Below are 14,052 nucleotides of genomic sequence, written 5' to 3' on the forward strand. Positions count from 1 at the left end.
CCCTCCTTTCTTATAAATTACTTCCTGCTAAGTAACCAGTAGAAAATGCAATTTGTAGGTTATAGCCTCCAGTTAGTGCATCTACATCAATTACTTCGCCTGCAAAGTATAGTCCTTTTATTTTTTTTGATTCCATTGTTTTAGGATTAATTTCTTTAACAGAGACGCCACCAGATGTTATGATCGCTTCTTTAATGCTTCTTAAACCCGAAGCTGTCAGTTCTGTTCTCTTAAGGGCAGATAATAATTTACTTCTAGCTTTTTTAGTTAATTGGTTCAAAATTATTTCCCCATCTATTTCTAATATCTCTAGCAGTTTTGATATCAGGTTTTTGGGAAGATATTTAGTTAATATACTTCTAATTGTTTTGTTGCCATTATGCTCTAGATTCAGAAATATTCTTTCAACGGATTCTTCTGATAGATCAGGAATAAGATCTAATGTTAGTTTAACCGATTTTTCAATTAAGTATTGATTTAAATATGAAGACATTTCTAATATTGTAGGCCCTGAAAGTCCGAAATGGGTAAAGATCATTGGCCCTTCAGAGATTATTTTCTTTTTATTAGGTGTAGCTGTAATTCTAACATGTTCTAAAGAGATTCCCATTAAGTTTTTAATCCAATCTTCACTAATAGCAAGGGGTACTAAACTTGGTTTAGGCGGAATAATTTTGTGGCCTACAGATTCTGCAAGACGATAGCCATCACCAGTACTACCGGTAGCAGGATAAGATAGTCCGCCTGTGGCTATGATCACTTTGCCAGCACTAAGTTTATTACCTTTCTCTAATTCTATACCCACTACCTCACCATTTTCCACAATAATTTTACTAACTGTATTTCTGTACCATGCCTCGACTTTATGAAGCTTAAGTTCTTCTTCCCATAAATGGATAATATCCCTTGAGCGGTCACTAACAGGGAAAACTTTACCACCAGCTTCTACTTTTAATGGGACTCCCTTATCTTTTATAAGATTCATTAAATCTGAACTTGTAAAGGTGTTTAGGGCACTATATAAAAACTTGCCGTTAGTAACTGTTTTTTTGATCATATCTTCTGGAGATGCAGTGTTAGTAACATTACATCTTCCGCCACCAGTAATAGCTAACTTCTTACCGATTTCATTGTTTTTCTCAATTAAAATCACTCTTTTTTTACTTTTCGCAGCGGTGAGGGCTGCCATAATCCCTGCTGGCCCACCACCGATTACAATTACATTATTATTCGTCATACAGTTCTCCTTCTAAGAGTATTTCCATATAAGATGTATCATTATACTTTGTTAGAACAGGTCCTTTATTTTTAAATTCAATTATATTTATAGCACAGTTAGTTTGAGTTATTCGATAGTAATGGTTTAGGGGCATTTCTAAAAAAGCTAGGAGAAATAATTTAATAACTGCGCCATGACTAACTAACAGTACGTTCTCTTCTGGTCTATGCTGTAACTCATTAAATAATTGAATCATTCTTTTTTGAACTAACAAGATATCTTCACCTTCAGGAATTTTACATAGATGAGGATTATAATGCCAGTCATTTAATTCTTTTGGATAATGCTCCTTAATTTCATCTAGTGTCAAACCTTCCCATTTACCAAAACCTAGTTCTTTAAGTTCTTCTTTATAATGGCATGGAATATGTAAATAATCAGCTATTATACCAGCTGTCGTTTTAGCTCGATCTAAGCTACTAGAAAAAATAATGTCTATCTCTTCTGTTTTTAACCTATTTGCCAATAATTCTGCTTGTCTTAGCCCTTTTTCGGTTAGGGCTGAGTCCTGTAATCCTTGTGTTCTACCTTCGATGTTCCATTTTGTTTCACCATGTCTTACTATATATAGTTTTTTCAAGTTTTCACCCTCTTTATCATTTCATCAATTATAATGGTATCATAATTGCTTTCTTATTTCTATTATTTGTGTTAGATGTTTATTTATAATATATAAGTCAGTAAATTGCATAATTTATTATAAATTATTATTAATCTAAAATATAGCATAAGAAAATTTATCCTTATTGTAATGCATTTTCCTTAATATTATGTTTATTAATTTTACAATCATAGTTTACATTTTCTAACTTCAACTCCTTTTATTAAATATACTAAGACCTCTACTATTTTTACTCTTTAAAGATTTCTCATTAAGGTACTTAGATATAATTAAAAATTTAAGGAGGCGTTATTATGACTAGAACATTAAGACGTGGTGATACTGGTGAAGATGTAAGGGAGTTGCAAATTAAAGTTGCTGGATGGGCATCAGATTCTCCACAGGAAGTATGTATTTCAATTGATGGCTCGTTTGGACCTCAAACTGAAGCTGCAGTAATTCGCTTTCAAAGCTCCTATGGGTTAATTGCAGATGGAATCGTTGGACCTCAATCCCATGAACAATTAAATTGGTTGGATGGAACAGATGGTTCTACTCGTCATTTTGCTTGGAGCGAATTTCACTGTAAAGGAAATGGCGGCTTCACTGGTGGTAAGGTGGGAGCTACTACAGTAAGGGAAAATGTACGCCGTTTAATGTGGAAGCTGGAGGCCCTAAGAAGGAAGGCTGGCAATAATCCAGTTACGATTGTCTCTGGATTTAGAAGTATTAATTATAACAATGGTATAGGTGGGGGTGCTAATAGTATGCACTTATATGGCAGTGCAGCCGACATTAGAGTTAGTAATAGGACCGTTACGCAAGTCTACACAACTGCTTCTACCTGTGGGTTTGGTGGAATCTACATCGAAAATAATGCTACCCACATTGATAGTGGTATTGAGGAAGGACTAAAATATCTACGTTTTAACTATCCCTACACAGTAAATCATATACCACCCTCTACTCCCTATAATAGAAGACCAGGTTTGGCAATGATTCCTGAATATTTAACGATTCATTCCACCGCTAACCCTAGCTCCTATGCCCCTGGTGAAAGAAATTGGTTAACCAATTCTAGTAACACCATTACAGCTTCATGGCATCTTGTAGTTGATCAAAATGAATCAATTGAGGCAATACCATTTAATGAGGTTGCTTGGCATGCTGGTGATGGTAGTAATGGGACAGGTAATAGAAAAAGTATTGGTTTAGAAATTTGTGAAAGTGGTAATCGAACAACTACATTAAATAATGCCATTAACATGGCGGCAAAGATCCTCAGAGAATATGGATGGGGAACAGGACGATTACGGACCCATAATAATTGGTCTGGGAAAAATTGCCCTAGAATATTAATCGATTCAAATTATCGAGCTTCTTCCCATCAAACATGGAATTGGTTTGTTACCGAAGTTGGTAAGAAGCTATAACCAACTAACTAAGAACTGCTGGCTCCCCTCCATGCAGTTCTTTTTTTGGAACAAATTAGTTTGTTTTACGTCTAAAATATAAGAAAGAGGTGGGAAAATGTTAAAAAAAACATATTACATTAGTTGTATTCTGATCGTTGTTTCTCTGATAGCAGGATGTAGTACCTATAGTAATAAACTGAGTATATCTGGTGAAATTAATGAGTTAGAATGGGATGCTTCAATTTACCATACTTTAAATAGTTTTGACAGTGTTAAAATGACTGTTATTAACGATTCTATTTCTAATACAGGTTTGACTTTGTATTTTGAGAATTCTTCCAACTATAATTGTATCTTTGGTGAACACTATTGGTTAGAAAAAAAGATTAATGGAAATTGGTATAGGGTCCCAGTAATGATTGAGGGCAATTATGGATTTAATGATATTGGTTATAATTTATCTTCTGGAAGTGATGCCAATTGGACAGTTGATTGGAAATGGCTTTACGGAAGTTTAGATTCAGGTGAATATCGTATTATAAAAGATATACTTAATTTTCGATCTGCTGGTGATTTTGACACTTACTATTTAGCTGCTGAATTTCTGATAAAATAGCGAAACATAGCTTCATACATTTTTTATAAGGAATAGGAAAATCTTTTTAATTATTTAATATAAAAGAACTTTACGTAATGAGTTGCAACGAAGACATAATTTAAATATAAAAGACTAGTGTTCAATTATAAGCCTAATAGATATAATTTAGTAATAATTATTAATGGATTAGCATTATAAAAGCATTAAGAGAAGCTAGCTGACTTTTCTTAATGCTTTATAGTTTTTATATCATATTTTTTTATACCCTCATTGTTTCCCATGCTCCCTTTTTAAAGGATATTAACATCACAATCATTTCTACAAGATTACCGATGACAAATGTAAACCATACAGCTTCAATCGGTAATCTAAATAGATACACCACTAGAAAAAGGAGTGGAATTTGAGCTCCCCACTTTCCTATCACACTAGACACTAAAAAGGGTAAGTTATATCCAGAGCCTGAAAAGACACTTCCCGTCCCCATCATAATACTTGCCAATATTAAGCCTGGTACAATAATTCTTAACATGGGTATACCTACCTCTATTACCGAAGTCTCCTTTATAAAAATACCCATAATTTCAGCTGGAAATAGGTAAGTTAATAAGGTTACAATAGCCATCATTGAAGCTCCATAATATGAAGCATATCTTGCTGTCTTTTTTGCTCGATCTAAATTTTCATGCCCTAGGCTCTGACCAACAATTGAGCTACTTCCCATTGATAATCCAACAAGAGGCATAAAGGCAAAACCAAAAAGCCTATTACCGATTCCCATCGCAGCTACTGCATCTGTTCCATAAAGGGTAACAAACTTAAGGGTAACAATTCCCACAAGGTTTCTAGACAATGCTTCTACACCTGCTGGTAGGCCAATTGTAATTAGTTTTTTATCAATTTCCTTATTTAACTTTAGAAGTCTTTTTAACTTAATCTTCACTCGAGTTTTACCAGATAAAATAAATGCAAACCCAACAATAAATGTAACTGAGACAGAAATTACAGTTGCCAAGGCTGCTCCAAATACACCTAAACCAAAGCCTGGGATAGATGTTCCAGGAATGATATCAAACATTAGAATTGGGTCTAATATGATATTTAAGATGGCGGCTATAATCATGATGATCATGGGTCTTTTTGCATCCCCTACACATCGAAAGGCAGTATTAACCGTATAGGAGGAAAACATGATTGGTAAAAAGAAGACCCTAATGTAACCATAATTAATTGCCGATTGAAATACAAGTTCATCAGTGGTAAAAAAGCCTAGAAGTGGTTTTAGAATAATTAAAAAGATGATCCCTGCTATTATTGCAACTAAAGCTTTAAAGGTTAATGCTTGCTCAATGCATAGACTTGTACGGTCTTCGTCTCCCTTACCGTAACTTTGGGAAATAAGAGAGATAGAGCTTGTCCCTATAATATCATTTAGTACATTAGCAATCCAAAACATTGTAGTAAAAATGGTTACACCTGCAACTGCCTCTGCTGATATTTTACCGATCCAAACCATATCTACTAAATCGTAAAACATTTGAAACATAAACCCCAACATTGTTGGGGCGGCAATAGAAAATAGGTTTTTTGAAATACTACCTTCTACAAGTCTGGCTGATACTTTTTCGGTCATTTATAGTTCCCCCTACATAAGCTAAATAATACTGCACTATTAATTATATAGCATTTATTAATGGAAAAATAGTTAAAAAATTTAATCTTATAGAACTTCTTTGCCCATGATCCTTTAACATAATCCTTTCTTCATCGTTATATAGTTCATAGTAGAAGGTTTCATTTCTCCATCGAAAATTCAAAACATCTAGCAGTTTATACCCTTCGCCAATTTCAAAATATAATACCTCTTCTATTGTTATTTTATTGTGACCCTCGGTGGTATACATCTCTGGTAATTGAAAGTACTCTACACCAAAAAATAACTTCCATTGATCTGGAATATGAACGTTAACTTTAAAGGCTTTATCTTTGGTCGTGTAGTCTATTAGCTCAAGTCTTACCTTTATCTCAGCCTCATCATCATTAATATGATTAAAATCTATACTGCTATTCTTAAAGTCACAGTCAAGAGCAGAAAGCTCACTTCCAGCTATGGTATGAAAGGCAGTTCTAGAAAAGTTAATTGAATATACCATTAAAGGAATAACAACGACAATGACAACAATAAATAGCAATATTTTATTGTGTTCTTTAAATCTAGGTAGGTCAAACAGTCTTCCTATACTAAAGGCAAAGAGGATTAGAATTGGGAAACTAGATATGTGTAAGGTTCTAGTTCCATTTGTAATGTCTGGAATAATATATTGAATAATTGAGTTAGAATTATGGGGTAGCTTGTAATTTAATAAAATTGTTATAAATAGAAGACCTAGATACTTAAATAGTTTTTTATCCTTTAAGGGGCTTTTTTCTTTTAGGGATTCACTAAAAGGAAAAAATAAACCAATTAGATAATAAATGATTAGTCCATTTATGACTAAGGTGACAGGATCAAATGCGATGCTTCTATTCCCAGAAATTAAATTAGTCATTAACCAGCGGCTAGTTGGGTTGTATTGATGTAATGTTATAAATCTTAAAGGGAACCCATATTCATATCTAAACATGCCCCCTGATGGTGCTTCTGGCAGTTTGCCTGGAATAATAAAGATTAATATACATGCAATGATAAGACTAATACCAAATAATTTTTTCTTAAACAATTCTTTTTCCCCCTCTTAGAATGGAATTTCTCCAAGGTTTTCAATCTACTTAATTTCCGATAAAGGTTTACAGTTTTGTTTCATCAGCATCATCTAGTATTACATTTATAAATGAGGAAATTGCATAATTAATATTAAATTTATATTAATGCAAAATGAAAACTTCGCTGTTTAGTGTTCAATGAGTAATATAAATGATGTTATAAACTTTCATACTAACAGTTCAATATTATAAACATTTGTAATTAGTATTAAAGTTTATAACAAAGCGACTGCCTCGAAATCTTAGATTTCGGCCATCTGCTTTTCACAATGCACGACTCAGCTTTCACCTTTGCATAAAACGAATATAAATTCAGATTTATGGTATTATGCAATTTCCTCAAATATATAATTTAATAATCCTAGTAGTGATAAAACAATAGCAGAACTGGTGATTAACTTAAGATAGTAATATTCATCTGTAAAGGATAGCTTTGTTCTAATGAAGTGTAAAGATATGAGGGCAATGCCCCCCTTTATATTTATGAGTATAATTTTTAGAATACTACTTTTCAAGGGAATTGCACCTCCTTAAAATAATTTTGTCTTTCACTTATTAGTCAATAGAATATGCTTTACTATCACTAGCTGTGTTCATAATAGCTACGGTAAGCTATTTTATTTTTAAAATCTATATAATCTCTAAAGGCCCTCCCCTTTTCATACCTCCATATGGTTACTAGTTTAAGCTCAACTTCTATTAAAACCTCATTTTCCATATGGGAGTATTTTTCAAAGGCTCTATATTCTAGCTTTTTAAATTTTTCTGAAAAATCTTTGTTTTCTTCGTCTAAGGGATGTCCTTTAGCTTCAGCAACTCCTTCAATTTGAATATTGTTAATACATAGGGCAACCCTCGGATTATTTATTATTTGATGATACTTTTCGAAGACTTTATCAGTTTGGAAATAAATTTTTTCCCCTAAGATGATACAACTCATAGTTCTAGCTGTTACTTGATTGTTTAGAGAAGTAGCTAAGACCATTTTACCATCTCTTTCAAGTAATTCTAATAGGGATTTTTTTTCGTGATTAAAATCTAAGGCTAAGCTATTTTCATCATTTTGTTTTTTATTATTACTATAAAACTGCTGTAGGGTTATAATATCTGACTCAAAATACCTCTCTTGAAATTCTACTAATGCTCTTATTTGATCTACCGAATAAAGTTTTTCTTCTTTACTTACCACCAATTTATTCTCATTATCATTTTTTCTATGGATAATAGCCACTACATATCCTTCATAAGATTCTAATGGTTGAAATTCACCTATTACATAGGCATCAATCTCTTCTCCATCTCCCGATAATGTGTTGGGGATGTAGCCGTAGTTGATTGGGTATATGAGATTGTGTTCTGGATGTTTTGAACCCAAGGGTCTATCTACTATTACTTCTACTTTTTTACCTAAATAGTAATTCATCTTGTGTCAGCTCCTCTAACGATTTCTATTTCTAAATTATAACATAAATAACAACCCCTACCAAGGTAAGGGTTGTTATTTATAGTTTATAATTTTATTGTCTGTTTATTCTATAATTCATGAATAAATAGACCACTTCTTAACTTTGGTTCGAACCAAGTTGATTTTGGAGGCATTACTTCTCCTACATCTGCTATAGCAAATAATTCTTCCATTGAAGGTGGATATAATGCAAAAGCTACCTTCATATCTGTACTTGTTCTTCTCTCTAATTCTTTTAATCCTCTTATACCACCAACGAAATCAATTCGCTTATCTGTACGTGGGTTTTCAATCCCTAAAATAGGGTTTAGTAGATTCGTCTGAAGGATACTAACATCTAGTCTTTCTACTTGATCATCTTCATTGATGATTGACGCTTTTGCAGTAAGCTTGTACCATTTATTTTCTAAATACATTCCAAAAATGTGTCTATCTTCTGGCTTATAGGGTTCACTACTTGCAACTTCTTCAATTGTAAAAGATTGAGAAACTTTATTTAAGAACTCTTCTACAGTATTACCGTTTAAATCCTTTACAACACGGTTGTAGTCCATGATTAATAACTCTTCATCTGGGAAAATAACTGTCATAAAGTAATTAAATTCTTCATCACCTGTATAACCAGGGTTTTCTTCTCTTCTTTTTAGTCCAATTTTTACAGCAGAAGCTGTTCTATGATGTCCATCTGCAATATAGAGGTAATCTACTCCTTTAAACATTTCTTCAATAGAGTTAATTACAGAAGCATCATCAATTACCCAAAGAATATGGGCAATATCGTCTTCAGTTGTAAAATCATAAACAGGCTTATGATTATCGATCCAGTTATAAATTAATTCTTGTATTTCTGCTTTTGATCGATATGCAAAGAATACAGGCTCTGTATTGGCATTACAATAGTCAAAATGATTAATTCTATCTACTTCTTTAACTGGTCTTGTAAACTCATGCTTTTTGATGGTATCGTTTACATATTCATCAATTGAAGCGCAAGCAACAATTCCTGTTTGAGCTCTACCGTCCATAATCTGTCTATAGATATAGTATCTTGGCTCTTCATCTTGAATTAAAACACCTTGATCTTGCATTAACTTAAAGGTTTCATTAGCTTTTTGATAAACAATTGGATCGTATGGATCAACACTTTCTGGTAAATCTATTTCAGAACGACTTACATGAAGATAGCTGTGGGGATTATCTCCTGCCATTGCCTTTGCCTCTTCACGATTCATAACATCATAAGGCAGGGCTGCTACTTGCTCTGCTAATTCTGGATTAGGTCTTATTCCTTTAAAGGGTTTAACTACTGCCATTCATATTCCTCCTATTTAAAAAAGTTAGTTATGATCTCTACAATTTCCTCTCCAATTCTTGTTTGAGCTTCACCAGTAGATGCTCCAATGTGGGGTGTAAGAGAAATCTTGTCGTGGGTATACAGTGCTTCATTTTTAGTTGGTTCTTCTTCGAATACGTCAATTGCAGCTGCAGCTACCTTGCCTGTATCTAGCGCTTCTAAGAGGGCTTTTTCGCAAACTACGCCACCACGGGCAGTGTTGATAATATACACACCATCCTTCATCATTTCAAATTCTTGCTTTCCTATGACAGCCTTACCTTCTGGACCAGCTGGAATATGTAGGGATATAAAATCAGAATTTGAAATGAGTTCATTAAAGGGCATATAGGTATATTCATCTTCACCTTCAACTTTTCCAGATCTGTTTGTATAGATTACTTTCATTCCTAAAGCTTTTGCTCTTTTAGCAGTTTCTTTAGCTATCCGACCAAAACCAATTAGACCAAGGGTTTTTCCTGCTAATTCGATTCCTTCATATTTCTTTTTATCCCATTTACCTTGTCTCATGGTAACATTAGCAATATGAATGTGTCTTGCTAATGCAAACATATGACCAATTGCTAATTCTGCAACCGATGCACTGCTGGCTAAGGGTGTATTTCTTACTTGAATGCCATTTTCCATAGCATATTCTACATCAATATTATCAACCCCAACCCCACCACGAATAACAAGTTTTAGCTGTTTTGTTTCAAGGGCAGAGTCAATAATTGGTTTTCTTACTTTGGTGGCTGATCTAACAACGATACAATCGAATTCTTTGATTTTTTCCTTTAACACATCTGCTTCATAAAATTCTTCAACAAGTTCATGTCCTGCTGCTCGAAGGGATTCGATAGCACTTTGCTCCATTCCATCTGCTACAAGTATTCTAGCCATATTAACTACCCCCTTATTGGTTTAGTATTTCATCAATAATATTTAATAATACTTTTATATCTTCTAACGTAGTGTCTGCCATATGGGCAATACGGAAGGTTTTATCTTTTAAATCTCCGTAACCATTAGAGATCATGTAGCCTTTTTCTGCTAATTTATTATTAAGGTCTTTAACGCTAATTTCCTTTGTATTTTTAATCGTGGTTAATGTTTCAGAAGCATACTTTTCTTCTGGTAATACTTCGAAGTGCTTGTTTGCCCATTCTCTAACATAATTAGCCATTTGGCTATGTCTAGCAAACCTATTTTCGATACCTTCTTCCATAATTTTATCTAATTGATAATCTAAAGCGAACATATGGGATAGTGATGGTGTAGAAGGATATTGGTAATCTTTCTTTTGAATATAATCATAAATCTCTACAAGGTCTAAGTATAAACCTCTATTTTCAACTTGTCTTGCTGCTTCTAATGCCTTTTGAGAGAAAGAACAAATTGCTAACCCTGGAGGCAATCCTAAACATTTTTGAGTAGATGTAATACAAACGTCAATACCTAACTTATCTACTTCGATTTTTGCTCCACCTAAAGAACTAACTGTGTCCACACAGAAAATAACATCTGGATATTTTCTTAAAACTTCTGCAATTTCTTCAATTGGATTTTGAATTCCTGTAGAAGTCTCATTATGAGTAATCGTTACTAAATCATATTTTCCAGTTGATAAAGCTTTCTCTACCATTTCTGGAGTCGTTGGCTGACCTAGTTCAGAAGAAAATTTATCTGCTGGAACACCGTTTGCCTTAGCCATTTTAAACCAACGGTCTCCAAAAGCGCCTACAGAAAATACTGCTGCTCTTTTTCGTGTACAACAACGGATTGCACCTTCCATCAATCCACTACCTGATGTAGTTGATAAAAGAATTTCATTTTCAGTATACATAAGCTTTCTCATTTTATCAGAAATACTACGTTGTAATACTGAAGCTTCTTTAGTACGGTGGCCAATCATTTGGGTTCCCATTTTTTCTAATACATCTGGTGCAACATCCACTGGTCCAGGGATAAAAAGTCTTTTGTGCATAAAAAAACCTCCTTAATTAGTTAATATGATATGATCCAGAAATATCTAAATCACTATTGGGACTTCTATAAAAAGCAGCATTTATCTACAGTCCATTTACTATAAATATGCTGCAATTATACATTCTGCTAAGTAATAGTTAAACAGATTAGAATAGTTTCCAACGATACTTATATTAATTTACCCCAATTTATGTATAAAAAATGTATTACTTTGTATAAATTATTTTCTATTTAAGTGAAAGGATTAATGAAGTCTATAAAAATGCTTAAATTTTATAAATAATGCTATTTTTTTCTTATGCAAGAATATAAAGACAATTTAATTTATTATATATTATAACACAATTCCGTCTACCTTCCTATAATTTTAGCAAAGGTTAAAAAAAATTAACAATGTCAGCCATTAGTTTTATGATTAACCTTTTTAATTAACCTTAAGGAAAAATCATCGTAGTTAAGCTTCAGTACGCTTCTAATAACAAAATGAAAAGTTAAATAGTTTATGCTAACCATCATTAAAATTAAGAAAAAGCTTGCAATATATATAACCATTGAGATTTCAAAATAAAACAGCAACCATATTACTCCTATTATAATTACATAAAAAGGAATGGCCGACAGTACTGAAAAGGCAGTATAAATAACAATAACCCGCCATATGATGGACCAGTAGACCTTTAGAAATCTTAAAGCTGTGAGATTAACTTTATTTAGCTTCATATCTAGTAGTGAAAGTGAAAAGTTGTTGTATACCCGATTAATAATACCGTATACCCCTGCTACTGAAGCCAACAGGGTAACTAAATAAGACGTTGCAAGAAGTAAAAGATCAGATTCAAAATATTCGGTTTCAAATATTCCTGCAATAATAAATGAACAAACGATAACCAGTCCAAATCTCCAAGTATATGACCACCATATTTTTATACTTTTATGTAAGTCTATTTCCAATAGGACATTATCTTTCATATGTAGATCGTCATAACCCATATCTTTTGCTCCGTAGTCATTAATATCATCAATAACATGATTTTTACCATCTATCATTGTCAATTACCTCCTTCTACTGTAAATTATTAATATTTTTCATAATATCTGCGTCCAATAAAAACAATCCCCACTATTTTAATATCAGTAATGGGGATTAATCTATAAAAACTCATTGAATTTTTTTATGATTGATTTTTGATATCATAGATATTGTACTTATACCAAATATTTTCTAGTTTATTGAAATACTTACGAATCTCTTCTTTTTCCCTCATTCCTACAGCTACAATTAAGGCATTGATTAAGCTTAGTGGTGCTACTAATGAGTCTACAAAAGAAACCATATTGCTTTTTGCAGTTAAGCAATAATCCGATAAGCCTGAAATAGGAGACAATAAACTATCGGTAATACTAATTATTGGTACGCCCTCTTCTTTAGCATAGGTGAGGACTTCAATCGTTCTATTCGAGTATCTTGGAAAGCTAATCCCAATTACAAGGTCATTTGGAGAGATTCTAAGCATCTGTTCAAAAATATCACTAATGCCATACCCTACAATTTTAACATTATCTAAAATAAGGTTTAGATAGAAACCTAAATATTCTGCCAAAGCTGTTGAACTTCTTAATCCAACTATGTAGATTCTCTCGGCTCTAAATATTTGATCCACCACATTCTGGAATAATATTGGGTCAATATTTTCTAAAGTTGATCTGATATTATCCATATCAGACTTTAAAACCTTCTTTAATATCGCTCCCTCATCAGAATATTCACTGGCCATTTCTACCCTTTGTACAGTTGTTAGTTTTGTTTTGATAATTTCTTGCAAAGCCTTTTGCAATTCAGGATATCCCTCAAACCCTAAGGCATTGGCGAATCTAACAACTGTTGATTCACTAACCCCAACCTTTACTCCAAGCTTTGAAGCTGTCATGAAGGCAGCCTTATCATAATTATCTATGATGAACTGAGCAATCAACTTTTGACCTTTACTTAATTTGGAGAAGCTTTTTTGGATTTGTACAATCAAATCCTTTTTTTCATCAATCATACACACACATCCTAATATATTTTTTACCTATTATATAACTAAATCATAGCCGGCAGCAAGTGCTTTTTTGTTTAATTCTTCAGTACCTTTAGGTACTCTCTTTAAAACTGCAGTCTCTAGTGCTTCTTTTGTTACAACCTTTGTTAATTCTTGAATAGCTCCTAAGGCTACGATGTTTGCAACCATACTCTTCCCAATTTTTTCAGTAGCAGTATGAATTATAGGTACTTTAATTACTTTTATACTTTCTTTAATATTATCAATATTGACATTTTCGTCAACTAATAAAACCCCGTCATCCTTTAAGTTCTTAATATATTTTTTATAAGCTATTTCGGTTAGAGCTAATAGTAGATCTGGTTTTTCTACCTTTGGGTAGTCAATTTCTTCTGTACTGATAATAACTTCTGCTTTACTGGCGCCACCTCTTGCTTCTGGTCCATAGGATTGAGATTGAATAGCATTATTCCCATCTATTAGGGCAGCTTCAGCTAAAATGATTCCTCCAAGAATTAAACCTTGACCACCAGAACCACTTAGTCTAATTTCATGTTGCTTATTCAT

General features: G+C 32.9%; 14 protein-coding genes. 2 read left to right on the forward strand and 12 right to left on the reverse strand.

Annotation, left to right across the window (positions count from 1 at the left end; all coding sequences use genetic code 11):
* Positions 1-10: 10 nt before the first annotated feature.
* Positions 11-1,237 (reverse strand): BaiN/RdsA family NAD(P)/FAD-dependent oxidoreductase, encoded by a 1,227-nt coding sequence (locus T335_RS0112720; RefSeq protein ID WP_026477896.1) that lies wholly within the window; start codon positions 1,235-1,237, stop codon positions 11-13.
* Complete coding sequence (locus T335_RS0112725; RefSeq protein ID WP_026477897.1) at positions 1,227-1,859, reverse strand: histidine phosphatase family protein; 633 nt, start codon at positions 1,857-1,859, stop codon at positions 1,227-1,229. The genes T335_RS0112720 and T335_RS0112725 overlap by 11 nt, the downstream gene beginning before the upstream one ends.
* Positions 1,860-2,194: 335 nt before the next feature.
* On the opposite strand from T335_RS0112725, the gene T335_RS22580 reads away from it, so the two are divergent.
* On the forward strand, positions 2,195-3,313 hold the full coding sequence (locus T335_RS22580) for a D-Ala-D-Ala carboxypeptidase family metallohydrolase (protein WP_207640676.1): 1,119 nt from the start codon (positions 2,195-2,197) through the stop codon (positions 3,311-3,313).
* Between the two features lie 97 nt (positions 3,314-3,410).
* Positions 3,411-3,911 (forward strand): immunoglobulin-like domain-containing protein, encoded by a 501-nt coding sequence (locus tag T335_RS0112740; RefSeq protein ID WP_026477898.1) that lies wholly within the window; start codon positions 3,411-3,413, stop codon positions 3,909-3,911.
* Between the two features lie 241 nt (positions 3,912-4,152).
* Here T335_RS0112740 and T335_RS0112745 read toward each other — a convergent pair whose 3' ends face one another.
* The 10 genes from T335_RS0112745 to T335_RS0112790 form a co-directional block, all read right to left on the reverse strand.
* A complete protein-coding gene (locus T335_RS0112745; RefSeq protein WP_026477899.1) occupies positions 4,153-5,526 on the reverse strand; it encodes an MATE family efflux transporter in 1,374 nt (457 codons plus the stop codon).
* 43 nt (positions 5,527-5,569) lie between these two features.
* The gene (locus tag T335_RS0112750; RefSeq protein WP_026477900.1) at positions 5,570-6,613 is read right to left on the reverse strand and encodes a hypothetical protein; all 1,044 of its coding nucleotides are present in this window, start codon (positions 6,611-6,613) and stop codon (positions 5,570-5,572) included.
* Between the two features lie 369 nt (positions 6,614-6,982).
* Positions 6,983-7,171, reverse strand: a complete 189-nt coding sequence (locus T335_RS0112755) for a hypothetical protein (protein WP_026477901.1) — start codon at positions 7,169-7,171, stop codon at positions 6,983-6,985.
* A gap of 68 nt (positions 7,172-7,239) precedes the next feature.
* Positions 7,240-8,079 carry an inorganic diphosphatase gene (locus tag T335_RS22030; RefSeq protein ID WP_084281296.1) on the reverse strand — a complete coding sequence of 280 codons (840 nt, stop codon included), beginning with the start codon at positions 8,077-8,079 and terminating at the stop codon, positions 7,240-7,242.
* Between the two features lie 110 nt (positions 8,080-8,189).
* Positions 8,190-9,434: a DUF1015 domain-containing protein gene (locus tag T335_RS0112765; protein ID WP_026477902.1), complete on the reverse strand. Its 1,245-nt coding sequence runs from the start codon at positions 9,432-9,434 to the stop codon at positions 8,190-8,192.
* Positions 9,435-9,445: 11 nt separating this feature from the next.
* A complete protein-coding gene (locus T335_RS0112770; RefSeq protein WP_026477903.1) occupies positions 9,446-10,357 on the reverse strand; it encodes a D-2-hydroxyacid dehydrogenase in 912 nt (303 codons plus the stop codon).
* A gap of 13 nt (positions 10,358-10,370) precedes the next feature.
* Positions 10,371-11,441: a pyridoxal-phosphate-dependent aminotransferase family protein gene (locus T335_RS0112775; RefSeq protein ID WP_026477904.1), complete on the reverse strand. Its 1,071-nt coding sequence runs from the start codon at positions 11,439-11,441 to the stop codon at positions 10,371-10,373.
* A gap of 398 nt (positions 11,442-11,839) precedes the next feature.
* The gene (locus T335_RS0112780) at positions 11,840-12,490 is read right to left on the reverse strand and encodes a hypothetical protein (protein ID WP_026477905.1); all 651 of its coding nucleotides are present in this window, start codon (positions 12,488-12,490) and stop codon (positions 11,840-11,842) included.
* Between the two features lie 125 nt (positions 12,491-12,615).
* Entirely contained in the window at positions 12,616-13,488 is an 873-nt protein-coding gene (locus T335_RS0112785; RefSeq protein WP_026477906.1) for a MurR/RpiR family transcriptional regulator, read from the reverse strand.
* A 30-nt stretch (positions 13,489-13,518) separates the two neighbouring features.
* Positions 13,519-14,052, reverse strand: a complete 534-nt coding sequence (locus T335_RS0112790) for a 2-oxoacid:acceptor oxidoreductase family protein (protein ID WP_026477907.1) — start codon at positions 14,050-14,052, stop codon at positions 13,519-13,521.

This window comes from Alkaliphilus transvaalensis ATCC 700919, from assembly GCF_000621485.1.
Classification (GTDB): Bacteria; Bacillota; Clostridia; order Peptostreptococcales; family Natronincolaceae; genus Alkaliphilus; species Alkaliphilus transvaalensis.

Coding starts and splice junctions, on each gene's coding strand:
- T335_RS0112720 (WP_026477896.1), bottom strand. CDS start 1,237: ATGACGAATAATAATGTAATTGTAATCGGTGGTGGGCCAGCAGGGATT.
- T335_RS22580 (WP_207640676.1), top strand. CDS start 2,195: ATGACTAGAACATTAAGACGTGGTGATACTGGTGAAGATGTAAGGGAG.
- T335_RS0112740 (WP_026477898.1), top strand. CDS start 3,411: ATGTTAAAAAAAACATATTACATTAGTTGTATTCTGATCGTTGTTTCT.
- T335_RS0112745 (WP_026477899.1), bottom strand. CDS start 5,526: ATGACCGAAAAAGTATCAGCCAGACTTGTAGAAGGTAGTATTTCAAAA.
- T335_RS22030 (WP_084281296.1), bottom strand. CDS start 8,079: ATGAATTACTATTTAGGTAAAAAAGTAGAAGTAATAGTAGATAGACCC.
- T335_RS0112765 (WP_026477902.1), bottom strand. CDS start 9,434: ATGGCAGTAGTTAAACCCTTTAAAGGAATAAGACCTAATCCAGAATTA.
- T335_RS0112770 (WP_026477903.1), bottom strand. CDS start 10,357: ATGGCTAGAATACTTGTAGCAGATGGAATGGAGCAAAGTGCTATCGAA.
- T335_RS0112775 (WP_026477904.1), bottom strand. CDS start 11,441: ATGCACAAAAGACTTTTTATCCCTGGACCAGTGGATGTTGCACCAGAT.
- T335_RS0112780 (WP_026477905.1), bottom strand. CDS start 12,490: ATGATAGATGGTAAAAATCATGTTATTGATGATATTAATGACTACGGA.
- T335_RS0112785 (WP_026477906.1), bottom strand. CDS start 13,488: ATGATTGATGAAAAAAAGGATTTGATTGTACAAATCCAAAAAAGCTTC.
- T335_RS0112790 (WP_026477907.1), bottom strand. CDS start 14,052: ATGAATAAGCAACATGAAATTAGACTAAGTGGTTCTGGTGGTCAAGGT.